Raw genomic sequence first — 23,627 nt, 5'->3', positions numbered from 1 at the left:
CGAGCAATCTCATTGTCCGCTCCGGGTCGAGGGCGTGTGAAAACTCGACAGTACCCGGTTTTTCAGGTGTCGCTTTACCCTTCCCAAGGCACTGCGAAGCCAACACAGCACGATCTGGAGGGTCGATTTTTTCGAGCGTCGCGTTTAGGGTGCGTTTTCACACGCCCTCGATTTGGCGTTCTCGCGTTCTTCTCAGAAGATGCCTGCGTTTAGGCGCCAGATATCGGGGCAACTGGCCCCATCTATTCCCATGAGTTCTCTTGGCTTACAAGACATGCTCGCCGTAGTACAAATGGGGCGCTTTCGACATCGCAAGAAAGTTTTTGAAAATGCACGGAGGGCACACGCGTCGACACACCAATGAGCTGAAACGCGCCCCTTCCCGACGGGCGCAGGCGCTATAGATGATGCCTCGGGCGTACTATCGCAATCCGAGGATCGCGCGAACGGCCTTCATTTCGTCCATGAGTTCCGCGACAGAGGCATCGATATGTGCACGTGCGAATGCATCGATATCAATATCGGATACAACGCGGTAGCAACCTTTACCGCAGGTCACGGGCATGCCGAATACGAGCCCGGCTGGAATGCCGTATTCGCCATTCGACACGATGCTCATCGACACCCATCTTCCGTGACTGCCCCTGACCCAGTCGTGCATCTGGTCGATCGCTGCATTGGCGGCCGACGCGGCAGACGATGCGCCGCGCGCTTCGATAATCGCCGTTCCGCGTCGTGCGATCTCGGGGATGAAGACATCGCGATTCCACGCTTCGTCGGCGAGCAGCACGCGAATAGATTCCCGTCGTGCCATCGCATGGCGGTAGTCCGCGTACATGGTCGGCGAGTGATTGCCCCATACGGCCATGTGATAAATCTCATCCGCGGGTACGCCGCAGCGGGTAGCGAGACGGCCCACTGCCCGGTTGTGATCGAGGCGGATCATGGCCGTGATGGCGTCATCTGGAAGGTCGGGTGTGAATTGCCGCGTGACCCATGCATTCGTATTGGCGGGATTGCCCACCACGAGAACCTTGACGTCACGGCTTGCCGCGTCATTCAATGCTTGTCCCTGCGTGCGGAATATCGCCGCATTCGCGGCCAGCAGATCCCGCCTTTCCATCCCTTTTCCGCGCGGTCGCGATCCGACCAGAAACGCATAGTCGGCATCGCGGAAAGCGGTGTACGGATCGTCGCCGATTTCGATGGCTTCGACGAGCGGAAATGCACAGTCTTCCAGTTCCATGACGACGCCACGCAGCGCGTCCATCGACTGCGGAAGTTCGAGCAGTTGTAGGACGAGCTTCTGTTCCTTGCCGAGCAGGTCACCGTTGGCGATGCGGAACAGCAACGAATAGGCAATCTGACCTGCTGCGCCCGTGACCGCAATGCGTTTGGCTTTTGATGACATGATTTTTTTCCTTCTCTCTTTCAACGGTTGTCGATGCCCGGTTGGGCAAAGCGGGTGTGCAATCAGGCCGGGGCGCGGGCTTGCGCAAGACACGGAGCGCGGAATCGCACTTCCTTGTGCAGCAGCGCCCTGGCCGTGCGGCAACTTACGAAGATCCACAGCGCGCCGAGCGCAACAGCGAGCACGATGCCGATGTGCACGAAGCAATCGAATCCAGTCGTGCGTCCAAGGGCGAATGTGGCGAGCGTATAGACGCCAATCGGGAAAGTGAGACCCCACCAGCCGAGATTGAAGGGCAGCCCTTCAAGGCGATAGCGCCACATGAACAGCACCGCGCAAGCAAGCCACCACAGACCTGCGCCCCACAGCAGCAGCGCGCCGAATACGCCGAAGGTGCTGGCGAGAGAGGCGACGTCATGCAAGCCGGTATGTGCGAACGCCTTGTTGGCGGCGTCGCCGAGTGTGATGAGGCCAAGTGCGCCCGTGCCGATGGGACCCAATGTGAGCCAGCTGGTCACACCCAGTTCGCGATGCGGCAGCTTGTGGATGATCAATCGGAACAGCACGATGGTCAGAATCGCGAATGCCAGCGGGACCGAAATAGCCCACAACACGTAACCGGCTCCAACCACGAGCTGCGCCGGGGAAGCGGGCAGGTGAGGCGCCAGCACACCCGCACTGGATGCGGCCACTTCCGGCGCGACGATGGGAAGCAGCAGGGCGGCAGTCAATCGCTCCAGACTGTGCTCCTGGCGCGTGAACATCACATAGGGCACGCCGATCGCGATCACGACCGACAGCACCGCGTCGAATACCCACAGGTTCAGTGCGATCTGATAGGCCGGTGCGCCGAGATGCGGCGCAGCGAAAGCCACAAAGCCATTGATGATCGGCGCGAGCCCCATGGGCATGGCGCCGAGGAACATGGACTGCAACGGATGACGCAGCAGCGGTCCGATCGTCTCGCCGAAGAGGATGCATCTGCCCGCGAACATCAACAGGAAGATCGCATACAGGCCGATATCCGCGATCCAGAGCGACTGCGCAAGGAGCGCCTTGCCGTCGAACGACACCGGAAGCGCATTGAGCACCAGAAACGCGGCGCCCGTGCCCATCGTCACGGCAAACCAGTTCGGCGTGAACTGGCGGATATTTTCCAGCAGGCTTTCATGGTTGCCTCTGCGCGAGCGCCGGGCGGTCAGGGTTTGGCTCATCGCAATCTCCGTTAAGGGGTTCGGTGAGTGAACTTTAGGGGGGGTCGATATATACTAAAAATACATCTTTTCGATCGCTCTCATATCATTTCGGTATTCCATGAACTTCACCCATCTGGCAGCGTTCGATGCCGTCGCGCAGACGGGCAGCGTGACGGCCGCGGCCGAACGATTGCACGTTAGCCAACCCGCGTTGACCCGCGAGATACGTGAGCTCGAAGAGCGGCTGGGCGTCGCGCTGTTCGACCGTATGCCGCGCGGCATGCAGTTGACTGAGGCGGGCCGGATGCTCGCCGAATACGCAGGCCAGATCTTCCGGCTGGCTGACGCGGCCGAGGCGGCGGTCGCAGAGTTTGCCGGTCTCAAACGCGGGCATCTGGTGATTGCGTCGAGTCATACGATCGGCACGTATCTGATGCCCGCGCTGATGGACGCATATCGCGATCTGTATCCGGGCGTGACCATCGAACTCGTGATCTCCAACACTGAACAGGTCAAGAGCGCTGTACTTGGGCAGCGCTGTCAGCTTGGTTTGATCGAAGGACCCTACGGCGACGATGCGTTCGATGTCATGTCACTCGGCGCCGACGAGATCGTCGCGGTCGCGGGCCCGGATCATCCGCTGTCGCGAAGGCGCAGGCTCAACGCGGCGGCCTTGTCCGACGTGGAGCTTGTCATGCGCGAGAAGGGTTCGGGCACGCGTGAAGTCGTCGAACAGGCTTATGCGGCGCACGAACTCACACTTGAACCGGGGCTGGTGGTCGGCAGCCAGGAGGCGATCAAGCGGCTGCTGCGCATCGGGCATGCGGTGTCGTGGGTGTCGCGTCTGTCCGTGAGAGATGAACTCGAAGCCGGTAATCTGGTGGAGCTGCCCATTAGCGACATTCGCGTGGTCCGCCAGCTCAACATGCTCTGGCGTAAGAACCAGAGCCTCACCCCGGCGGCAAAGGCTTTCCACAACTTGACGACTGGTGTATTTACTTGACGGAGTCGCGTTGGAAGCTCCGCGCGCGGCCCGCATGCGGTCCAAGGGGGCGCATCCGTCAAACATGGCCACCTAGCGTCTTTGCAGTTCCCCAGGCAGACGTGGATTTGATGCGGACTTACATGCCGGATAAGCCGTCGTTCGTGAAGAGACGTCGAACTGCCGGTCTCACGCCGACTGCAGCCGGCCCAGTGACTCCCTTGCCGCATATTTTACATAAATAAGTTGGCAATCTGGCCCTACTTCATTTCGGCCACGGATGTGCGTTAAGGAAGGCCCCGATACCATCTCGGGCGTTGCGTCGGCGAGCACTTGGCAGGCCTGGCCATGTTCCGGCAAGCGCTTGTCGCCGAGGACTATGTAGCAGTTCTGCGGTGGAGCATGCTGATCGATCTACGGTGATCGGTCAGACAGGGGGACGACTCAATGATGCTGGCTAGTGCACATGGGTCGGGTCAGGAGGAGCGCGCGGCAGGATGCCAGGCACACCGCCTTCGATGTGGACCATATGACCCTTGCCGCACGCTGGGCAATCGCGTAGTGACCTGCCGGTGAGCCGCCGGTAACGGTCGCGTAGTCTTCCCCGGGGACGGGTGATTCCGCGACGGGCGGCCCGCTATCTAATCGAGCAGATCAAGGCAAAATCCAACGTCTCCGTCCAACTCGATTCGGAAGTGACCGCGGTGCGGGGGGAGTCCCGTCTTTCGGAGATCTGTTTGCGGGATGGGTCACATGGAGAGGAGAGCTGGAAAGCCTGTGGAGGGCTTTTCGTTTTTATCGGTGCAGACGCGGAGACGGGATGGCTACCGATGGAGATCGCGCGCGATCAACGAGGGTTCGTGCTCACGGGCGACGATGTCGTTAAGGCCGGGCTCTGGTCCGAAACTCGCGACCCTTACTTACTCGAAACGAGTATCCCCGGCGTATTCGCATGCGGAGATGTACGACTGAGTCCGGTCAAACGCGTCGCGTCCGCCGTTGGAGAACGGCAGTATGGCAATCGCATTCGTTCACAAATACCTGGAAAGCCGTCGAGGGTGAATTGTTAGTATGAGTGCAAAGAGGTTTATCGTCAGGCCGTATGGCGAACGGCATCCAGTTCGACAGCGCGCAGTTCAGGTTAAGATTGACTTTTGGTCCACGAGGTGTGTATGAAAGGGTTCCTGCTTATGATCGTAGCCGCTATCTGTTCGCAAAACTCACATGCGGCGAATTGCACTCGAGGAACGCCGGTGCATGTGAGAGGCGACGTACCGGGGGCTATCAGCTACGACATTTATCGCCAACTTCACCCCGTAACCGTCGAAAAGCTGGCCAAAATGACCGCGTCGCAGCAGGTAACGCTGCTGTCAGCCAATGTTTTGGCATGCGAGCTTTCCGATGACGGGGTTGACGATCCTTCCGCAGTCCTGCTCGGCATACCTGGCGGATCAATGAATTATTGGGTGCCGGCAAGACAAGTTCAGCGTGGTGACTAGCAGGTCACCGGGCGAAGTTGATACCGACTTCTTTGTACCACTTAACCGATACTGCGATCCTAGCGTTCACGAAAAGAAGGAATGTTGGATCCCGGCATAGGTGCCGGTCTTGCTATGACCCGCTCATGCCTTAAATGTCCACGTACTAGTGAAGAGCGCTCCGCCAATTACTCCGAGCGCCGTGAGCGTCAGATAGGCGAAATGCAAATGCTGATGCGACGCAAGTCCATGCGTGCCGTACGTCAAGACACCTAGGCTGACAAGGCATGCTAAAGCTCGGATCGAAAATGCAGGTGTCGAAGTCATTCGTTCTCTCCTTTCAATGACAATGCCGCTCTACAGGGTCAGTGGAATCAAGGTCATTCGTTAATGTGGATGGACGACGGACGCCGTCCAGCGTCGCTAAACTCCGCTGCTTATGTTCGAGCGCGCACGGCAGCACGCATTTTCGATTCGGGCGTGGACAGAGCGTGGCGTCATGTGCGCGCTGCGTAGAATACTAAAGCGGCGGTATCTGGAATAGCTGCTGAAATCCCTCGGTGACATAAGTCCGGCGCCCCGTGCGACACCGAACCTCGCGAGGACCTGCTGCGGCGCACCAGGTCTTGGATTAACTGCGGCGCCACACGGCTTGGGGTTTGCACAGCGACGCAGTGAAACATGACAGCGGGGCTATCCGCGCACCTGAGATTTTCGTGGAGCGGTACTTTCTGGCGGCACTTGTTGTAATGGTGTTCAGCCCAGGGCTAACGATGCACGCTGACGGACACTTCATCAGCGTCGACTGGCGGTGCACGCCGCCTCGGTCTCAGTTTTGTTCGATTCCTTGTCTCAACGTCTATCCCTCGCGCGAAAAACCGGCGCGGATAGTATTTCAACAGGCAGTCCGTCCATCGTGCACGGGGTTTCAATGCGGTCTACCGGAGGGCCGGCAGGCGATAGCGTGTGACACGCACATTAAACAAGTTTCATCGCCATGCTGCCGAATTGGTCAGGTGCACTCTGTAAGCTGAATTTGTCGAAATCAACTTTTGGAGGGTCGCCATGAAAACTGTTTCGATCACCGCCGCGTTTGCACTGCTTTTTCTTACGAGCGTCCCCGCTTTTGCGTCGTCTCATCTCACGCCACAGCAGTGCAACGACTATCCCTTTACGAAGCTACAGCATCCTGTGACGCACAGTCAGTTGATGAATGAGTTGAGCGAACTAGAGGCAGTTGGTTATCAACCGGGAGGCAGCGAGGACGACTATCCAGACGATCTTGATACCGCCGAAGCCCGCCTGCAGTCGGAGTACCAACGGGACTGCGTCAAGCCACAACTCGGTGCAAGTGTTCAAGCGACGGAAAAGTGATTATGCTCCCGCGAGAGTAGAATACTTTGACATGGGAGCGATAACCTCATTAGTTGCACGCTTGCGTCTATTGATGGCACCATTCGTGTGACGCGTGAAGATCCACCAGGCAGGAGTTATCACGTTGCCGTCGCGCACATGGTCAGATTGCACCGCAATAAGTATTCTGCCGAGTCTCGTTCCTAGGCTTGCTCTGCCATATTGCTGAATACCGAATGCCGAATAATCAGAAACGCTGTCAGTCGTAGCAACGAATGCCATCCGGTCATGTCACTTGCTTCATTTCCGTCGAATCACTCAAGCAACGTGAGGTCGGGGCTGCCCAGCCGCGCCGCATGATTCTGTTACGTGATCACGTCGCGCTGAGTAACGAACCGGTATAGCGATCGGAGTGTGCGATCTACGGTATCAGGTCACTAGAAGCCCATCAGAGATGTGGTCACGACACCGCGCGGTAGCTGGCCGGGGGCCTTATCGCGTTTCGCCAGACGGCCGCTAGCCAAGCCGGGGCAGTCGCCGGTGTGTCTCGCTTTCGAACAACCGTCGGCAAGCTTCATGGACAAGGACCTTGACACGTCCTCGGTCTCGCGCCATCCGTTCTACTTCCACCCCCGGAAGCTGGCGTTAAATCGCCGGCACATCCCTGTCATCTCGCTCTTTTCTTGTTGATCAAGTCTTGTCCTTGTATCGACCTGTCTTAGAAATTAGACGATCACGCTCTCAACTATTAAGTCGAATTTAAGTTTTGCGCTGCATTATCGCAGCTGCCGCCGTTCAGGTGACGCCTGATGCGGTGTCAGGCCCTTCAATGACGAAGACCCTCCTCCACTCATGCTCGTCTTGCTCTGTCTCGTTGCGGGCCTTGTGGTTGCGAAGCGATCCGGTATTGCGAGGTTGATGTCGCCTAGTGTGCCTGTTAAGAGGCGGGTCTCGACGGGAGACGCATCATAAGTCGCTTAAACACGTTTCAGGGACAGGAGCGCACATTGGGCCGCGCGCCTCGACATGCGCCATCAGGTTCTTATATTTTTCTTCATTGAAATGCTGCGGTCGTAGCGTTCGCATACAGCTAACCTTGCATTTTCAGAACGTTGACTGAAAGCTATGTAATGCGTGGGCTTTCACGCGTGTGTGCGACCCCCAAGCCAACCTCTATTTGCCGTGCCGGCGGTGTCTGAAGCAGACCTATGTTGCGAGTGCTCACCATTGAAGACGACGATGTCGCCGCAAGCGAGATCGTCAACGAACTGACGCGACGCGGATACTCCGTTCAGCGTATTAGCGACGGGCGCGATGGCATGACCCACGCGCTCAACGACGAATACGACATCATCACGCTCGACAGGATGTTGCCAGGCGTTGATGGCCTGACCATATTGAAAACCATGCGCAGCATCGGCATCACCACGCCAGTTCTGATGGTGAGCGCACTGGGCGATGTCGATGAGCGTGTAAGAGGGTTGCGAGCGGGTGGCGACGACTATCTCACGAAGCCGTTCGATCCGGAGGAAATGGTTGCTCGACTCGAAGTGCTGTTGCGGCGGCGCTCGACGCCGCATGGGCAGTCTGAAACCTCGCTGACGGTCGGTCCGATTGAACTCGACCTTATTGCACGCAGGGTAACGCGCGACGGGCAGGAAATTCCTCTGCTGCCGACTGAGTATCGCGTGCTCGAGTACATGATGCGTCATACCGGACGCACGATCACCCGTACGATGTTGTTCGAAGCAGTGTGGGGCTATCACTTCGACCCGGGCACCAACCTGATTGATGTTCATATGGGAAGGCTTCGCAAGAAGATCGATCCTCCGGGGACGCAACCCATGATTCAAACTGTCCGTGGCTCTGGCTACATATTCGGCTAAATCATCATTCGCTACCGAGATGACTATTGCACTTGGCTCGAGCCTATCGCGCCGCTGGCATACCGCAAACCTTCGGCTCCTTTCCGCCTACGGGCTGATCTTTTCGATCACGGTGATGATGCTGCTCGCCGTGCTCTGTTTCGTCGTGACGAGAGAAATGGAGCGACAAAACGATATCGTGATGGACTGGCAACTTACCTATTTTGATTCGCTCCCGCAGGATCAAGTTGCTGAAGCCGTTCAGCGCCGTCTGGAGCACGAGCGCATGCATGCCGCATACTATGGGCTGTTCGCGGCTGATGGGAAGCACATTGCGGGGGACGTGACGCGCGTGCCGCGCGGCGTGCCGACCGATCGTAGTCCCGTCACGCTCGACCGTACGTTACCTGTCGGCGAAGGAGTGGCCGCGCCTGTGGTCCGCGCGATGGCCAATCGCAGCAGTAACGGTGATATTCTGGTTGTGGCGCGCGATCTAACCCACATCATCCGCATCCGCGACGACCTCGTGAACACCCTGCTCATCGCCGGCCCGTTCTGCCTGATCGTAGGGATGGCGGGAGGCCTTGCGTTGAGCTTTCGGCAGGTGCGCCGGCTGAGTAACATCCGGCGGGTTACGCAGGCGATTGCGAGGGGTGATCTAAATCAGCGGTTGCCCGTAGGCGGGCGAGATGAACTCGACATGCTTGCGCATCTCGTCAATCACATGCTCGACGAGGTCGAGCGTTTGATGACAGAAGTGAAAGGCGCATGTGACGGCATTGCTCATGATCTGCGCACGCCGCTCGCTCACGTGCGTACGCTGCTTGCACATATCGACCAGCATGCACGACCATGCGGCGATCCCATGCTTCTCGATATGCTTTCGCGCGCACGCAAGGAAACCGATTCATTATTAGAGCGCTTTCGCGCCATGTTGCGCATTTCAGAAATCGGCGCGTTGCAACGTCGCGGGGGATTTGCACAGGTGCAACTGGAAGACCTCGTGCGCGATGTCTGTGAACTGTATGAGCCGCTCGCAGAGGCACGCTCAATCGAATTGACCGTACAAAGCGAGCCGGTCGAGCTCATTCATGGCGATCGCGCGCTGCTTTTCGAAGCGCTGAGCAATTTAGTCGACAATGCGATTAAGTTCGTGCTTGATAACGGAGTGGTGAGCATCGAGCTCAAACAAACGCCGTTCGGTCCGCTGGCAGCCGTGATCGACAACGGGCCGGGCATCCCCAGCACGGAACGGGGCGCCATCATGCAACGATTCTACCGCGCCGAGCAGACCCGGCATCTTGCAGGGTCTGGGCTGGGCCTGAGTGTCGTGTGCGCCGTCATGAGGGTTCACGACTTCAGGCTGACCATCGACGACTGCGCACCGGGCACCCGCGCGGCGGTCGAATGCTGGTCACATACACTCGCGTAGACCGCCATGTTCATATTCGTAGTCGAACCATTCGATTCACTCTGATCGCATGCGCATCCTATTGGTGTCACCGGCAATTCCCGAAGCCGGCTGGCTGCACAAGGCATTTCAGGAAAGTGCACATAGTCTGCAACGCGCTGAAGATGCACGGGACGGACTATTTCTCGCGTCCCACGAGCCCTTCGATGCTGTGGTCGTGCTGGCCGCCGACGCGGCCGCACGGGCCGTGATGCTTGCCGCCGTGCCGCTGTTCGCGAGTCTGCCGAATAGTCCGCTAGTAGTCGTAATGGTACGTTCGATCGACACACAGGATCGAATCAGCGTGCTGCGCGCGGGTGCCGACGCCTGTCTGTCGTACCCGTGGTCGTTCATCGAAATTCACGAGCGGATGCTAGCTTTGCACCGATCGTCGTCGAAGGTAGGGAACGAAGCCATGACGGCGCGCGTTCTCCCGAGGCTCGATACTGCAACGCGGGAGCTGGTCGACGGCAACACCCGTCTTTCGCTGACGAAGCGTGAATATCAGCTTCTCGAATGTCTGCTGCGTCAGCCAAACATGCCCGTGCCACGGGACCAGTTGATCCGGTATGCATGGTCGGAAAAGGAGGATGTCGACCCCGCAAGCGTCAATCTGGTTGTTTCGCGTCTGCGCAGGAAACTGGTGCAGCGATTCCCATATATCAAGATCGAAACAGTAAGCCGTTTCGGCTATCAAATCTCCTGCACGCGCTAGTCTGTCTGGCTACCACGTGCTGCCTGTGGCGCACGGTCGTGCCCGCGTTGCTTCCTTTCTATAAAGCGGAATGCCCACGCATATGGGCATTCCGGCTTCAACGGCTCACGATCCAAAATAGATATTGCAAAAGCTCGGAGGTCCGACGCAACCGCCGGCGGCCTGCGTGTTTTGCGCTGCGCAGCCCGACAGCAGGACCGTGACGATGAGCGTGAGGCGTGCTGTAAGTCGGTACAGCGCGCGAGGTGGACGAGGCTTGTTCATCGCGTTCATGGCAGATCCGCGCTACGACGCTCAGTGCGCGTAGACGGTAGAGTTCAGATAGGCCAGCTGTCCGTCTTTCTCGGCCTGGATGAGTTCCTGGTAGACCTGCGCACGCGTTTTGGGCTGAACCGCTTCACCATAAGGTGGCACCCACTGCCCCGCCATGGCAGGCACTGAACTCTGCGCGACCTGTGGCGCAGGCGAGGCAGCGGCACCCGAGGTACCGGGCGTACTGGGAGTGCTCTGTGCGAATGCCGAGGCGGAGAGGATGAGGCCCAAGGCCGCGGCTGTCAAAGTGAATTTATGCATCTTAGTTCTCCATATTATGCAATGAATGACCGATGCGGAGTTGTTGCATCGGACACGAATCAGGATAGACAGGTGGAACTAGCGCTTTGGCGGTACCAGTATGAAAAGATATTCATGCGCCGTTTATGCTTTCCTCGGCGTAGTGCGCTGAGAACCCCGATAGAGCTGCGTTTTCATGAAAGGCCATTCAACGTTGCAAGGCGAAACGCACAACGCATCAGCGCGCGGCGACGGCTCCGGTGCCGTTTGGTGTCCACCCGCCACCCAGCGCCTGGACGAGCCTTACGGCCGCCGTCAAACGGCGCGTGTAGAGCGCCGACGCACTGATCTCAGTGTTCAGTTCCGTCGTTTGCGCGGTCACGACATCGAGATAGCTCACCACGCCGTCGCGATAGCGGGACGTAGACAGGGTCAGCGTGCGCTGCGCAGAGGTCAATGCATCCTGCTCCTGCATGGATTCGTCGCCGAGATGATGCAATAGCGCAAGGTTGTCTTCGACCTGCTGGAACGCGCTCAGTACGATGGACCTGTACTTCGCGCCATTCTCGGCAAGCTGTGCCTCGGCGGCGTGCGTGATGGCCGTTCGTCGGCCACCGTCGAACAGTGTGAACAGCAACGTCGGACCGATTGACCAGATCTCGTTGGGCGTGATGAGCCACGGAGACAACACGTCGGTCTGGTATCCACCGGCCAGACTTAGCGAAAGATCGGGAAAGAACGCCGCCTTGGCGACGCCGATCTTCGCGTTGGCGGCGGCGACGGTGCGCTCCGCAGACGCAATGTCCGGACGGCGCTGTAGCAGCGCGGCAGGGATCCCCGCCGGGATATGCGGCAGGTAAGGACGCACGGCATTCGCGGGCAATGTGAATTGCGATGCCGGCACGCCGACAAGCGTTGCAATTGCATGTTCATCGAGCGCGCGGCGCGCCAAGGTGTCGTCGGCGGCCGCACGCGCTGCCGATAATTGCGTACTTGCGCGCGAGACGTCGAGTTCCGAGGAAATGCCGCCGTTATGCCGACTCTGTGTGAGATTGCGCGCGCGCCGATAAGTCGCCACGGCGTCGTTAAGAAGTTTTTGCTGTTCGTCTAGACCACGCAGATCGAAGTAGTCGCTTGCGAGCTGTGCCTGCAGGCTCAGTTGCAACGATGCAAGATCGTCCGCGTTGGCTTCGGCCGTCGCAGTTCCGGCGGCGATTTCGTTGCGGACCTTGCCCCATAGGTCCACTTCATAGTCGAGGCCGACATCGAACGTGCTTGAGTCGTAGACGGACGGCTGGTCTGGGCTGCGAAGCGGCCGGTTATCGGATTGCCTTATGCGCTGGACCTGCGCCCCGGCGCCAATGGTCGGAAACAGGCTCGCACGCGCCTGGTCGGCGAGTGCGAGTGCCTTGTCGTGACGGGCGACGGCGGCGGCAACATCGGGGTTCGCTTCCCCGACCTGCGCTTCGAGGCGATCAAGGACGGGATCATGAAAGACCGTCCACCACGCACTGCGCGGCACTCGGTCGGCGGGCGACGCGGTTTGCCATTTGCCAGCTTCCTTGAACGTGGCCGGTATCTCCGTGAGGGGGGCATGGTACTGCGGCGCGAACGAGCATCCGCTGAATGACGAGATCGCGAAGACAGCGCCCGCCAGCGACGCACAAACAGACAGGCTAGCCATGCGTGTGCTCCCCCGGCCCCGGGTTCGAGCCTTCCGTTGCACGCGTGTCGTTACCAGGGTTCTTTGCGGCCGCGACGTGGACGGCATCGCCATCGACGAGCGAGTCGGGCGGGTTGTCGATCACGCGGTCGGCGCGATCGAGTCCAGACCCGATAATGACTTGTGTGCCAAGGTCGGTCGCGATCGCAACGTGCTTGAGAGTCGCATGTCCGCCACTGTCGACAGTAGCTATCTGAAGCCCTTCGTCGCTGAAGATCAACGCGCTCGCTGGGACCTCCAATGCGCGCCTGCTCGCGGGCAGCGAGAAATGCACCTCGGTGTACTCGCCGGGGATGAGCAGGCCTCGATGGTTGTCGACCGCGAGTTGTACGAGCAGCGTGCCTGAAGATGGCGTGATGGCATCGTCGGTATCGACGAGATGGGCGTCGAAAGTCATCCCCGGCCGCTCGGGCACGGTGAGCGTCGCGCTCATGCCGGTGCGGATCGAGGCGGCTTCGCTTTGCGGGACGCTCACATAGACGCGCAGCTGGTGCGCATCTGACACGGTGAAGAGTTGGGGGCGGTTGCCTCCGCCGGCGTCAATTAATGCGCCAACGTCCGTGTCGCGCGCGGTCACGATGCCATCGAACGGCGCAGCAATGCGCTTGAACGATTCAAGCGCTTCAAGGCGCGCGACATTCGCCTGTTGCGCGGCGACAGTGGCCTGTTTGGCAGCGAGATCCCCGGCTTTCTCATCGGCTTCCTGTTGCGAGACAGAGTCCTGCGAAAGCATCAGGGTCCAGCGCTTCGCCGTGGTGGCTGCGAGTTTTTCGTTAGCTTCGGCGTTCTGCAAATCGGCACGCGCCTGTTGCAACTGCTGGTCGAGATCAGGCGTGTCGATCATACCGAGCACCTGGCCCGCCTTCACGTGGGTGCCGATGTCCGCATACCAGGCGTGCAGATAGCCGGACACCCGCGCATAGATCGGCGCGTTGATGTACGCAGCAAGCCGGCCGGGCAGCACGAGCTGTTGGGCAGAGACGGGCGCGCGCGGCTGCACGACCGATACCGTGGGGATTGCCTGCGCCCGGGTCCAGTCCGCGACTTCGGAGCGGCTATGTATGCGGCTTGTAATGCCGCTGCCGACAATGGCCGCTGCGGCCAGCAGCGCGGCAATACCGGCCAGCTTCAGGTGATTGAGGCGTCGCGGCGAACGGACGTCGATTTCAGTGGACATGCGATTCTCCTCGATCGTTACTGGTAAGAGAACATTGAGCAGGTTGAGGGCGGTCGTTTCGATGAACGAGACTGAAGATGACGGGGACGAACAACAGCGTCGCGCAGGTCGCGCACATCAGGCCGCCAATGACGGCTCGCCCGAGCGGCGCATTCTGCTCGCCGCCGTCGCCCATGCCGAGCGCCATTGGTGTCATGCCGATGATCATTGCCAGTGCCGTCATCAGTACTGGGCGAAAACGCGTAAAGCCCGCTTCCAGCGCCGCGACCAACGGGTCGCCGCCCACCGCGAGGCGTTCGCGCGCGAAGCTGACCACGAGGATGCTGTTCGCCGTCGCGACCCCCATGCAAAGAATTGCGCCCGTCAACGCCGGCACGGACAACGGCGTCTGCGTGGTGAAGAGCATCCACACGATGCCCGCAAGTGCGGCAGGAAGAGCACTGACAATGACCAGCGCATCGCTCCATGAATGGAAATTCACGACGATCAGCAAATAGATCAGCAGCACAGCAGCGCCCAGGCCAAGCAGCAACCCGGTGAATGCGCCATTCATTGTCTGTACCTGGCCGCGCAGCGTGACAGTCGAGCCCTTGGGCAGGTCTTTGGCCGTGGCATGGAGCACATGCTGGATCGAAGCGGCGACGGCTCCCAGGTCGCGCCCCTGCATCGTGGCGAAGACGTCATAGAGCGGCATGATGTTGTAGTGCGAAATCACGAGATCGCCGGCACCGCGCGTAATCGATGCAATCGCACCGAGCAGTTGCGACCGGCCATCGGCGCCGCTGACTGTGAGATTGGAGAGGGCGGACAAGGACGTCATCCGGTACTGGGGTGTCTGTGCAACGATTGGATAGGACACGCCGTTGTGCGAGTTGAGCCAGAACGATGGCGCGACCTGGCTCGTGCCCGAGAGGCTCGCGACAAGGGAGTCGGTCACATTGGATTCGGTAATGCCAAGCTGGTCGGCCCGCGAACGGTCCACTCTCACGGTAAATTCGGGGTAGTTAGACGCCTGCTGTATACGTGGGTCGGCGACACCACCAATCAGCCTGATCTTGCGTAACAGCTCGATCGCATAGCGGTGGTTCGCGGCCTGATTGGGACCCGCGACTTGCACGTCTATGGGTGCCGGTGCTCCGAAATTGAGAATCTGGCTAACGATGTCCGCGGGCAGGAACGCGAACGTCACCCCAGGAAAGGTGCGCGGCAGTTTCGTACGCAACGTCTTCACATAACCGGACGTTGGAGCATGGTCGGGGCGCAGGGACACCAGTATGTCGCCGTCTTGCGGTCCCGTGGTACCGCTATTGTTGTAAGTCAGATTGATGCCGCTGTTCGGCAGACCGAGATTGTCCGTGATGCTGGCCAACTGGTCGGACGGGACAATTTCGCGTATGACATCCTCGACGCGGTCGGCCAGCGCGGCCGTGTCTTCGATACGCGTGCCAGAAGGTCCGCGCATGTGAACGACAATTGCCCCCGAATCGATGTCGGGAAAGAAATTGCGGCCGAGCCATGGCGAAAGCACCGCCAGCGAGCCGATCACGGCTACCATGAAACCCGTGACGAAACGCAGGCGGCTCGTCAGAGCGAGCCCGAGCAGCACACGGTAAATTCTGCGCAAGCGCTCGAAGCGGTGTTCAAACCCGCGTTGCAGGCGAACGAGTGGGTTGCGCGACGGTATCACGTGATCCATTGCGCCGTGTGCCGCCATCACGGCGCAAAGCTCGCCAGACGCGTGGCCATCTGAAGCATGGGGTCGCAACAGATAGGCTGCCATCATCGGGACGAACGTGCGCGACAAGATGAACGATGCGACCATCGCAAAGATGACGGCCTCTGCCATCGGCACGAACAGATAGCGCGCGATGCCGTTCAGCAGCAACATCGGGACGAATACGATGCAGATGCAAAGCAATGAGACGAAGGCGGGCGTGACGATCTGAGCAGCGCCGTCGAGAATCGCGGAGCGTACGTCTTTGCCCTGTTCAAGATGCCAGTTGATATTTTCGATCGTGACGGTCGCGTCATCGACTAGAATTCCGACCGCCAGGGCGAGGCCGCCTAGCGTCATCACATTCAGTGTTTCACCCAAGGCCGCGAGCGCGGCGATCGCACTTAACACGGCAAGCGGGATCGATGCTGCGATGATGAGCGTTGAGCGCCAACTACCGAGAAAGAGCAGGATCATCAGTGACGTCAGCGCGGCTGCGATCACGCCCTCACGGGCGACGCCGCTAACAGCACCTTTGACGAACGTCGACTGATCAGCCAGGGTCACGATCTTAAGCGAGGACGGCAGCGTGGCCTCGACGATCGGTAACTTTGCTTTAACGCCGGCGATGATGTCCAGGGTCGAGGCGTTACCGTTCTTCAGTATGCTCATCAGCACGGCGCGCTGGCCGTTGACGCGCACTATGTTGGTCTGCGGTGGAAAGCCGTCGCGCACATGTGCGACATCGCGGATATAGATCGTCGAGCCCCCCACGCTTTTGATCGGCAGATCGTTGAGCTCCGCGAGCGCGATCGGGCTGTTATTCAGCTTGATGTTGTACTCAAACGGGCCAATCTTCTCGGTACCGGCGGGGACGATCTGGTTCTGTTGTGCAAGCGCATTCGCAACATCCTGAGCCGAGAGCTGTCTGGCCTGGAGCGCTTGTGGGTCGAGGTCGATCTGCACTTCACGTGTCTTGCCGCCATAAGGCGTTGGGATTGCAACGCCCGGAACGCTGAGTAGTTGCGGCCGGATGTAGTTCGTCGCGTAGTCAGCGAGCTTCTGTTCGTCGAGCTTGTTACTTGTCAGGGCGATCTGCAGCACGGGAACAGTCGACGCGTTGTAGTTCAGAATCTGCGGCGGGGTCGTGCCGGGCGGCATCTGCTTTAGAACTGTCTGCGAGACCGACGTCACCTGCGCAGTGGCCGTGCGGATGTCAACGTTAGGCTGGAAGAAGATCTTCACGATGCCGTAGCCACGAAACGATTGGGACTCGATATGCTCGACATCGTTGACCGTCGTGCCGAGCGTGCGCTCGTAATACGTGACGATGCGGCCGGACATGTCGTCCGGCTGAAGGCCGGTGTAGCTCCAGACAACGCTGATAACGGGAATGCGGATGTCGGGGAAGATGTCGGTGGGTGTGCGTAGCGCGGCGAGGGGGCCGGCAATCAGGATGAGCAGAGCGAGAACGATGAAGGTATAAGGCCGGACCAGCGCTAACCGGACAATTTTCAGCATGGACAACGACTCCGTGCAGGGCACTCATCAAGCGCGACCAAAAGGGATTTTTGGCCGTCGACCAGGACAAGCGGGAGCCCGTATTGTCGGGAAAGGACGCTAACGCACAGCGTCTACTAACATGAAAGATGTTTAATGCCCGCTGCGACATGTAACGGAGTCTGGATACCGGGAGCGTCATCCCAGTAAATAGCCCGACCCGCGAATGGTGCGAATGAGCGGGGAGTCGCCAGCCACATCGATCTTCCGCCGCAAACGGCCTACGTGCACATCGATCAGATTCGTACCAGGGTCGAAGCGGCAGCACCATACCGCCTCGAAGATCATCGTACGGGTGAGCACCTGGCCCGCATGACGCATCATGAATTCGAGCAAACGTAGTTCGGTGGGCTGCAGTGACAGTTCCTGGCCGCGATACGTAACGCGACGGCGTATCAGATCGAGTTCGAGCGGTCCAGTACGCAGCACCGTTTCTTCCTTGCCTACGCGCGGACGGCGTCGCATCAACACTTCGACGCGAGCGGACATCTCCTCGGGGGAGAATGGTTTTATCAGGTAGTCGTCGCCACCGGCGCGCAACCCCTGAATGCGCTGGTCCACATTGGACAACGCGCTCATCACAAGTACGGGTGTTTCGATCCCGACGCCGCGCATCGTGGAGACGATCTTCAGTCCGTCGAGGTCGGGTAGCACCCGGTCGATCGTGATGACATCATAATCGCCGGACATGGCCTTGGCCATGCCGTCGCGCCCAGTTCGGGCAACATCGACGTTAAAGCCGCTCGCGGTCAAGGCGCGAACCACATCTTCGACGACCAGATCGTCATCTTCAATAGTGAGAATTTTCGGCATCTGCTTCACCTGTGTCGGCGGCCGTTTGAGACCGTGTATGAAAGACGCTGGTCATCTTCGGGGAGCTCTACTAACAGGTTGCAGCTATGTCGATTAAGGATTCTTTATGTTGTTGCGATGTTCATGAAATAGAGGTTGGCATTTCATTGATATCTGTCGCGGGCGCGGCGGTTTTCGGGCCGGGCCCGACCCGTGTATAGGTTACGCTATTGTCCGGATTCTGCTTGTGCCGAAATACCGGAAGGTGCGGCGCCTGCACAGTCCGCTTCGTACTTGAGATGGAGCCGATGTTCGGCTTCTTCCAGGGGGGCCGGGTAGTCAGCATCGCCGCCACCGGACGGATCATATCCCACAGATTCGAGTTCGCTCAGTTCGTTCATCAATTGGGCGTGCGTGACGGGTCCTTTAAGCGGTGTGAACGGATAGTCGTTGCACTGCTGGGGCGTGAGTTTTCCAGCGGCGAATGCAGAGGCTGTGACGGCAAGCAGTGCGGTGCACGCTAGCGTCCTGAATGTTCGATTCATGATCGTCATCTCCAGAGAAAAATCGCAGAGCACGCGTATCAATGACCGTGTTCCTCGGTGCGGACCGTATAAAACACGACAAGCGCGCTAAACAGGGTAGGAGGGTGGAACTCGCAGAACGGCCTTAGAGAGATGAAGGTCGTTTTAGACGGCATCTCGCGCACAGCCGGGAGTTGCCCGACGGGCGGATAAAATTTTCTTCATGCGTGGATGGTCGTGGCGTTAGCGCGGCGCCCGTATCGTTGATTCAGGGGAGACGTTGCCATCATCGACAATCCGCAATACTGTTCATCGTCCGGAGGGGCATCATGAAGCGAAACCTGATCTTCTTTATCACGGCGTCGACGATCGTCGTTTCCTGGGGAACCGCGTTCGCGCAATCGAACGCATCGCCGCAGGGGCCTTCATTATTGCCCGCCACTACGGGCACGATGCTCCAATCAGGTGAAATCCAGGGGGGGCAATGGGTTCTCCCGGATAGCAACGAGCAAGGGAAGACCCGTGCGCAGGTGAAACAGGAACTGATTCGGGCGCGGCAGGACGGCCAACTCGCCTGGCTAAACAAAACGATCTATGCACATCACTGATGCGTGACGGGCACCGGCGTTTTGCCGGTTGCCCGCAACCCGTTGCGCAGTCGGGTGGTTTAGGCCACAGCACGAAGTGGGACGGAGCGACCTTTGGCGCGGAAGAAACCGACCGAGAAGTCGATGAACGTGCGCACTTTTGCAGTCAACTGAGTGCGTCCGGCGTAGACGATCGATACAGTACGCGATGCGTCTTTGAGAGGATATGACTCGAGAACGCGCACCAGCACGCCTCGTTCGAGATCGTGGCGGATCAGTGGCGTTGGCAGCAAGGCGATGCCCAGATGGCTGACGGCTGCGGCATGCGCTACCGCATGGCTTGGCGTACGCAGTGCATTGCGCAGCGCCTGGACGCGGTAGATTTCCGTACCGTCCGTCAATTCCCATGCTCGTGGGGAGCCATCGGAAACGATGAGCAGGCTGTGTGAGCCGAGAGCGGTGGGCATGGCGGGCGCGCCGCGCCGCGCAAGATATGCGGGCGACGCCGCAAGCACTTCGTCGAAATTTACGAGCTCCCGGCTAACCATAGACGAGCCGGATTGGCGGCGCGTATCCACGAATCCTACATCGAAACTGCCTTCGATCATGTCGATCTGCGAGTCAAACGACGTAATGTCGAAGTCGACGAGCGGCTGGGTCTGGTGATAGGCGGTGAGCAGTTCGCAAAGCTCTGTTACCGCGAACGCAGCGGAGGTGGCTATCCTCAACGTTCCGTGCGGCGACCGGGTCGTCTTGATCAGGCTCGACTCGATCTCGTCGAGCGTATTGATAATGCTCCGGCACCCCTCAAGATATTCTGTGCCCGCTTCGGTCAATGAAAGGCAACGCGTTGAACGATTGATCAGACGCACGTTCAGGTGTGCCTCGAGCATGTTGATGCTGCGAGTCACGGCAGCGGGGGACATACCCAACTGACGTGCTGCGAGCGCGAAGCTGTTCAGGTCAACCACTCGCATGAAAACGCGCATTCCCTGAATCTGGTTCATTCAAAGGACTCCAGTCCGGCGATGCCATGCATCATCGAATACACCGTCTAACTTTCACACCACATGTTTGTGAAGAAATGTTTACTCGTTAGCTTGGTATGAAAAGCGAAAGCGTCGACAGGAGCCGTGTCGCGCGCGTGCAACTAAGGGACGACCATTTGATAGTGTCGCAAGCCCTTGTGGCCTTATGAAGCAAGTGTATTTAATTTTCCGGAATACTTAGTTTCTTCATTCAATCATTACCTTGGTAGCAGGTGTCGGAAGCTTTCGATCTAATGTGCCGGCACTTGCATATGTACGCAAGAAAGCGAACCGCACGTTATGTCGCGACCACTCGATCTACGTCCAAGGGGACTTAATAAATGAAGAAGCATCTGATTACCACGGCCATGTTGAGTTCTTTGATCGGCGCCGCACATGCGGACGACGGAAACAGCGTGACGCTATATGGCGTGCTCGACGTTGCTGTCGGCGCTGTCGAACATAGCGCAGATGCCAGTGCACTATTTCCTGCAACCGTCAATCCGGTAAGCAAAGTGAGCCGTCAGTTTAACCATCCCGTCTATGGGATGTTCAATGGCGGCATGTCTGACTCCCGATGGGGTATCCGTGGCAATGAAAATCTCGGCGGCGGCCTGCACGCATTCTTCGGCCTTGAGTCCGGCATCAATGTGCAGTCTGGCGAACTCAACAACGCGGCGGGTTCGATTGCGGGGACGAACCGCACGGTGGGCGCGGCATCTGCGCTGAACGGACAGTTATTCAACCGGGGGGCGTTCGTCGGCTTGCGCGACGATACATTCGGCTCTGTGGCGCTCGGCCGCACGACGACACTGGGATTCGATACGATCCTCAACTATGACCCGGTATTCGCTTCTCAACTATTCTCCCCGCTTGGCTTCTCAGGTTCGTATTCTGCGGGGGGTATCACGGAAGGATCGCGTACCGATAACAACATCAAATACACGAACCATACAGGTCCTTTCAACTATGGTATCTCATATAGCTTCGGCGGCGTGGCAGGCAAGTTCGGCGCCGGCTCGACGTTCGGCGCAAACGTCGGCTATGAAGCGAACGGCCTCGGGATACAGGCGACTTACTACAGCGCACGGGATGCCGTTCACTCGGGCGCGCTAACGGGTGCGAATGCGGTGGGCAGTCCGCTCGTCGGGACGAGCGTCGGTACATTAACGTTGAATAACGACGAAGACTTCATGGTGGCTGCCAAATATTCGTTCGGCGCTGCAACGCTTAAAGGCGGTTACGAACGTTTCGAACTGAAAGCTCCAAGCGACCCGGCCGTCGCGGGGACAATCGTTAACTACTACGGCTTCTCGGGGACGCTGACCAATAACTCTACTCCGAGCAAGAATAATCTGTATTTCATTGGTGGCGACTACAGGATCACACCACATCTGGATCTGGCGGCAGGTTTCTACGATACGCAGACAATGCAGTCGCACGGCGTGGCAGGCGGCAACCAGCTTCAATATTCGTTGGTCGCGGACTACCGTCTCAGCCAGCGCACCGATGTGTACGCGGGTTACATGTTCTCAAAGTTCAATGGGGCGGCGTTCGACGGATTCGAACCGACGGACTACATCGTAGCCGCCGGCATCCGCACGTTGTTCTAGAAGTGGAGCGGCGCGCATCGTCGGGTTGTTTTTGACGATGCCGTCGATGCGGGCCAACAAAATTCATAAACTTTCCTTCATGGTTTTGCCCGGTTGTGCAGGAGGGCAGCGGGTCTCGCGCAATGTCGTCACGCGGCTTCAGACCGAGAGCTTCACTGCCCCGTACCGTCGCAATCGCACACCGGCCGATTTCATGTTTCCGTAGCGCTTCACGGCTTCATGAATAGATATCATCGACACGCCTTGTAATGCGCACGTCGTGCGCAACATGTCATTCATCAGTCGAGAGCGAACAGCAATGAAAATAGAGAACCCCGCTTACCACAGTACAAATGCAAGCTTCCCCACGCATGCGAATCGATGCGGGACTGCGCGTTTCGAATCTGCGAGGCGCGTGTGATCGACATCGCTCAACCTGTTGGTCAACTGAGAAGCGAAAGTCAGCCGGTCGAGGGGGATGCTGCCACGCCCGGGGAACAATTAGGCCGGCAGTGGCACACAACGACCTTTCGATGGCTTGCGATCTTCGTTCCCGTGTTCGCGGTGTCGATGGCGGTGCTGATCGGCGTGATTGAGTTTTCGGTGACTCGTGCAATGGAACGTGCAGCCGACGCCGGCGTGCGATGGCAGTTGCGCTATTTCGATTCGGTACCCGTCAGCGAACTCGCGGCCACGATCGACAGCCGCATCGAGCGCGAGCATCGCCACGTGAACTATTACGGCCTGTTCGACGCGAATGGGCGGCACGTCGCGGGCGACATGGTGGACATGCCCGCGGGGTTGATTCTCGATGCCCCGGGGGCCGCGCACGGCTTGACCAAGGGCGTGACGCTGACACTGGCGAACGGTCATGCGGCTCTGATCGTGAGGGCAATGGGAGAGCGCCGTGGAGACGGAAAGCGGCTCATCATTGCCCGCAGCCTGGCCGATGTGACACGCGTACGCAACGAGCTGATGCACGCAGCGCTGGGAGGAGCGCTGTTATGCCTGGTCGCGAGTGTTGTGGCGTGCCTCCTGCTGAGCTTGCACCAGATGCGCAGGGTGGCGGACATGCGCCGCGTTACGGCGCTCATTGCGGGGGGGGATCTCGATCAGCGGCTGCGGGTGCAGGGGCGCGATGAACTCGATATGCTCGCGCATCTCGTCAATCGGATGCTCGATGAAATCGAGCGTGTGATCGCAGAGATCAAAACTACATGCGATGGCATCGCGCATGACTTGCGCACACCCCTCGTCCGATTACGCCTGCAACTGGCTAGTCTGGCTGAGCATGCGGCGCAGCGCGGTGATAGAGTGGCCGATGAAATAATCGAACGCCTGCGCGCGGAGGCCGATTCGGTATTGTTGCGTTTCAACGCGATGCTGCGCATCGCAGAGATTGGATCGATGCAACGGCGCAGTGGCTTCAGGCCGATATCTATGAACGTACTGGCAGAGGAACTGGTCGAGCTTTACTCGCCGCTCGCTGAAGAAAAGTCCATCCAGTTGAAATACGATGCAGTACCGGTGAATGCTATTCACGGCGACCGTGAACTGCTCATAGAGGCGCTTGGGAACCTGCTCGATAACGCAATCAAGTTTGCACCGGCGGGCACACGTGTCACGCTCAGTTTGCATCCTTCGCTCTGCGGGCCTTGTATCACGATCGCCGACCAGGGGCCTGGCATCCCTGTTGGCGAACGTGAGGCGGTGACGAAACCATTCTACCGCACGCAGTACGCCCGCAATACACATATAGGGGGGACGGGCCTCGGCCTTTCGATCGTCGCCGCGGTATTACGGTTGCACGATTTCCGCATGCACATCGGAGACGGGTGTGATGGAAAGCACTGTGGTGCGTTGATTACGATCGAGTTCTGGCCGCATATGCTGCATCCTGCAATGTAAAGTGGAGCGGGCTGGGTGCG

At 58.9% G+C, this 23,627-nt stretch carries 19 protein-coding genes and 1 pseudogene; 10 read left to right on the top strand and 10 right to left on the bottom strand.

The window, feature by feature from the left end; translation table 11 throughout:
* Positions 1 to 421: 421 nt before the first annotated feature.
* Positions 422 to 1,411, bottom strand: a complete 990-nt coding sequence (locus tag C2L66_RS24730) for a malate dehydrogenase (protein ID WP_060605956.1) — start codon at positions 1,409 to 1,411, stop codon at positions 422 to 424.
* A 62-nt stretch (positions 1,412 to 1,473) separates the two neighbouring features.
* Entirely contained in the window at positions 1,474 to 2,625 is a 1,152-nt protein-coding gene (locus tag C2L66_RS24725; RefSeq protein ID WP_082670436.1) for a TDT family transporter, read from the bottom strand.
* Between the two features lie 100 nt (positions 2,626 to 2,725).
* Here C2L66_RS24725 and C2L66_RS24720 point away from each other — a divergent pair, with 100 nt between their 5' ends.
* Positions 2,726 to 3,610, top strand: a complete 885-nt coding sequence (locus C2L66_RS24720) for a LysR family transcriptional regulator (RefSeq protein ID WP_054930602.1) — start codon at positions 2,726 to 2,728, stop codon at positions 3,608 to 3,610.
* A gap of 436 nt (positions 3,611 to 4,046) precedes the next feature.
* Here the strand turns inward: C2L66_RS24720 and C2L66_RS41760 are convergent.
* Positions 4,047 to 4,184 (bottom strand): annotated as a pseudogene (locus tag C2L66_RS41760) (IS91 family transposase); the annotation flags it as partial.
* Positions 4,185 to 4,203: 19 nt separating this feature from the next.
* On the opposite strand from C2L66_RS41760, the gene C2L66_RS24710 reads away from it, so the two are divergent.
* The 6 genes from C2L66_RS24710 (at position 4,204) to C2L66_RS24690 (ending at position 10,450) form a co-directional block, all read left to right on the top strand.
* Positions 4,204 to 4,659: an NAD(P)/FAD-dependent oxidoreductase gene (locus tag C2L66_RS24710; RefSeq protein WP_224100717.1), complete on the top strand. Its 456-nt coding sequence runs from the start codon at positions 4,204 to 4,206 to the stop codon at positions 4,657 to 4,659.
* A 102-nt stretch (positions 4,660 to 4,761) separates the two neighbouring features.
* On the top strand, positions 4,762 to 5,088 hold the full coding sequence (locus C2L66_RS40780) for a hypothetical protein (RefSeq protein ID WP_148654623.1): 327 nt from the start codon (positions 4,762 to 4,764) through the stop codon (positions 5,086 to 5,088).
* Positions 5,089 to 6,132: 1,044 nt separating this feature from the next.
* Positions 6,133 to 6,441 carry a DUF4148 domain-containing protein gene (locus C2L66_RS24705; RefSeq protein ID WP_054930601.1) on the top strand — a complete coding sequence of 103 codons (309 nt, stop codon included), beginning with the start codon at positions 6,133 to 6,135 and terminating at the stop codon, positions 6,439 to 6,441.
* A gap of 1,187 nt (positions 6,442 to 7,628) precedes the next feature.
* The gene (locus C2L66_RS24700; protein WP_054930600.1) at positions 7,629 to 8,306 is read left to right on the top strand and encodes a response regulator transcription factor; all 678 of its coding nucleotides are present in this window, start codon (positions 7,629 to 7,631) and stop codon (positions 8,304 to 8,306) included.
* Positions 8,307 to 8,325: 19 nt separating this feature from the next.
* On the top strand, positions 8,326 to 9,717 hold the full coding sequence (locus C2L66_RS24695; RefSeq protein ID WP_054930599.1) for a sensor histidine kinase: 1,392 nt from the start codon (positions 8,326 to 8,328) through the stop codon (positions 9,715 to 9,717).
* Between the two features lie 49 nt (positions 9,718 to 9,766).
* Complete coding sequence (locus C2L66_RS24690; protein ID WP_060605959.1) at positions 9,767 to 10,450, top strand: winged helix-turn-helix transcriptional regulator; 684 nt, start codon at positions 9,767 to 9,769, stop codon at positions 10,448 to 10,450.
* Between the two features lie 294 nt (positions 10,451 to 10,744).
* On the opposite strand, the gene C2L66_RS24685 is transcribed toward C2L66_RS24690, so the two are convergent.
* The 6 genes from C2L66_RS24685 to C2L66_RS24660 form a co-directional block, all read right to left on the bottom strand.
* Complete coding sequence (locus tag C2L66_RS24685) at positions 10,745 to 11,023, bottom strand: DUF4148 domain-containing protein (RefSeq protein WP_054930597.1); 279 nt, start codon at positions 11,021 to 11,023, stop codon at positions 10,745 to 10,747.
* A gap of 217 nt (positions 11,024 to 11,240) precedes the next feature.
* Positions 11,241 to 12,686, bottom strand: coding sequence for an efflux transporter outer membrane subunit (locus tag C2L66_RS24680; RefSeq protein WP_060605961.1), 1,446 nt, complete (start codon positions 12,684 to 12,686; stop codon positions 11,241 to 11,243).
* Positions 12,679 to 13,902, bottom strand: a complete 1,224-nt coding sequence (locus tag C2L66_RS24675; RefSeq protein ID WP_054930595.1) for an efflux RND transporter periplasmic adaptor subunit — start codon at positions 13,900 to 13,902, stop codon at positions 12,679 to 12,681. Before C2L66_RS24675 ends, C2L66_RS24680 begins: the two co-directional genes overlap by 8 nt.
* Positions 13,892 to 17,137 carry an efflux RND transporter permease subunit gene (locus C2L66_RS24670; protein ID WP_060605964.1) on the bottom strand — a complete coding sequence of 1,082 codons (3,246 nt, stop codon included), beginning with the start codon at positions 17,135 to 17,137 and terminating at the stop codon, positions 13,892 to 13,894. The genes C2L66_RS24675 and C2L66_RS24670 overlap by 11 nt, the downstream gene beginning before the upstream one ends.
* Before the next feature lie 177 nt (positions 17,138 to 17,314).
* Positions 17,315 to 17,989 carry a response regulator transcription factor gene (locus tag C2L66_RS24665; RefSeq protein ID WP_060607223.1) on the bottom strand — a complete coding sequence of 225 codons (675 nt, stop codon included), beginning with the start codon at positions 17,987 to 17,989 and terminating at the stop codon, positions 17,315 to 17,317.
* A gap of 206 nt (positions 17,990 to 18,195) precedes the next feature.
* Positions 18,196 to 18,513: a DUF4148 domain-containing protein gene (locus C2L66_RS24660; RefSeq protein WP_082433792.1), complete on the bottom strand. Its 318-nt coding sequence runs from the start codon at positions 18,511 to 18,513 to the stop codon at positions 18,196 to 18,198.
* A gap of 308 nt (positions 18,514 to 18,821) precedes the next feature.
* Between C2L66_RS24660 and C2L66_RS24655 the strand changes: the two genes are divergently transcribed.
* Entirely contained in the window at positions 18,822 to 19,100 is a 279-nt protein-coding gene (locus tag C2L66_RS24655) for a DUF4148 domain-containing protein (protein ID WP_054930593.1), read from the top strand.
* Between the two features lie 59 nt (positions 19,101 to 19,159).
* On the opposite strand, the gene C2L66_RS24650 is transcribed toward C2L66_RS24655, so the two are convergent.
* Positions 19,160 to 20,086: a LysR family transcriptional regulator gene (locus C2L66_RS24650; RefSeq protein ID WP_060605967.1), complete on the bottom strand. Its 927-nt coding sequence runs from the start codon at positions 20,084 to 20,086 to the stop codon at positions 19,160 to 19,162.
* Between the two features lie 362 nt (positions 20,087 to 20,448).
* Between C2L66_RS24650 and C2L66_RS24645 the strand changes: the two genes are divergently transcribed.
* Both C2L66_RS24645 and C2L66_RS24640 read left to right on the top strand, forming a co-directional pair.
* A complete protein-coding gene (locus tag C2L66_RS24645) occupies positions 20,449 to 21,720 on the top strand; it encodes a porin (RefSeq protein WP_054930591.1) in 1,272 nt (423 codons plus the stop codon).
* Positions 21,721 to 22,116: 396 nt separating this feature from the next.
* The gene (locus tag C2L66_RS24640) at positions 22,117 to 23,607 is read left to right on the top strand and encodes a sensor histidine kinase (RefSeq protein ID WP_158512180.1); all 1,491 of its coding nucleotides are present in this window, start codon (positions 22,117 to 22,119) and stop codon (positions 23,605 to 23,607) included.
* Positions 23,608 to 23,627 lie beyond the last annotated feature (20 nt).

Origin of the sequence: Paraburkholderia caribensis, assembly GCF_002902945.1 — a bacterium.
GTDB classification, from domain to species: Bacteria; Pseudomonadota; Gammaproteobacteria; order Burkholderiales; family Burkholderiaceae; genus Paraburkholderia; species Paraburkholderia caribensis.
The sequence above is the reverse complement of the archived record's forward strand: the minus strand, read 5'-3'. Positions and strand labels throughout refer to the sequence as shown.

What these genes read in the sequence shown, in the direction of transcription:
- C2L66_RS24730 (WP_060605956.1), bottom strand. Translation starts at nt 1,411, where the DNA reads ATGTCATCAAAAGCCAAACGCATTGCGGTCACGGGCGCAGCAGGTCAG.
- C2L66_RS24725 (WP_082670436.1), bottom strand. Translation starts at nt 2,625, where the DNA reads ATGAGCCAAACCCTGACCGCCCGGCGCTCGCGCAGAGGCAACCATGAA.
- C2L66_RS24720 (WP_054930602.1), top strand. Translation starts at nt 2,726, where the DNA reads ATGAACTTCACCCATCTGGCAGCGTTCGATGCCGTCGCGCAGACGGGC.
- C2L66_RS40780 (WP_148654623.1), top strand. Translation starts at nt 4,762, where the DNA reads ATGAAAGGGTTCCTGCTTATGATCGTAGCCGCTATCTGTTCGCAAAAC.
- C2L66_RS24705 (WP_054930601.1), top strand. Translation starts at nt 6,133, where the DNA reads ATGAAAACTGTTTCGATCACCGCCGCGTTTGCACTGCTTTTTCTTACG.
- C2L66_RS24700 (WP_054930600.1), top strand. Translation starts at nt 7,629, where the DNA reads ATGTTGCGAGTGCTCACCATTGAAGACGACGATGTCGCCGCAAGCGAG.
- C2L66_RS24695 (WP_054930599.1), top strand. Translation starts at nt 8,326, where the DNA reads ATGACTATTGCACTTGGCTCGAGCCTATCGCGCCGCTGGCATACCGCA.
- C2L66_RS24690 (WP_060605959.1), top strand. Translation starts at nt 9,767, where the DNA reads ATGCGCATCCTATTGGTGTCACCGGCAATTCCCGAAGCCGGCTGGCTG.
- C2L66_RS24685 (WP_054930597.1), bottom strand. Translation starts at nt 11,023, where the DNA reads ATGCATAAATTCACTTTGACAGCCGCGGCCTTGGGCCTCATCCTCTCC.
- C2L66_RS24680 (WP_060605961.1), bottom strand. Translation starts at nt 12,686, where the DNA reads ATGGCTAGCCTGTCTGTTTGTGCGTCGCTGGCGGGCGCTGTCTTCGCG.
- C2L66_RS24675 (WP_054930595.1), bottom strand. Translation starts at nt 13,902, where the DNA reads ATGTCCACTGAAATCGACGTCCGTTCGCCGCGACGCCTCAATCACCTG.
- C2L66_RS24670 (WP_060605964.1), bottom strand. Translation starts at nt 17,137, where the DNA reads ATGCTGAAAATTGTCCGGTTAGCGCTGGTCCGGCCTTATACCTTCATC.
- C2L66_RS24665 (WP_060607223.1), bottom strand. Translation starts at nt 17,989, where the DNA reads ATGCCGAAAATTCTCACTATTGAAGATGACGATCTGGTCGTCGAAGAT.
- C2L66_RS24660 (WP_082433792.1), bottom strand. Translation starts at nt 18,513, where the DNA reads ATGAATCGAACATTCAGGACGCTAGCGTGCACCGCACTGCTTGCCGTC.
- C2L66_RS24655 (WP_054930593.1), top strand. Translation starts at nt 18,822, where the DNA reads ATGAAGCGAAACCTGATCTTCTTTATCACGGCGTCGACGATCGTCGTT.
- C2L66_RS24650 (WP_060605967.1), bottom strand. Translation starts at nt 20,086, where the DNA reads ATGAACCAGATTCAGGGAATGCGCGTTTTCATGCGAGTGGTTGACCTG.
- C2L66_RS24645 (WP_054930591.1), top strand. Translation starts at nt 20,449, where the DNA reads ATGAAGAAGCATCTGATTACCACGGCCATGTTGAGTTCTTTGATCGGC.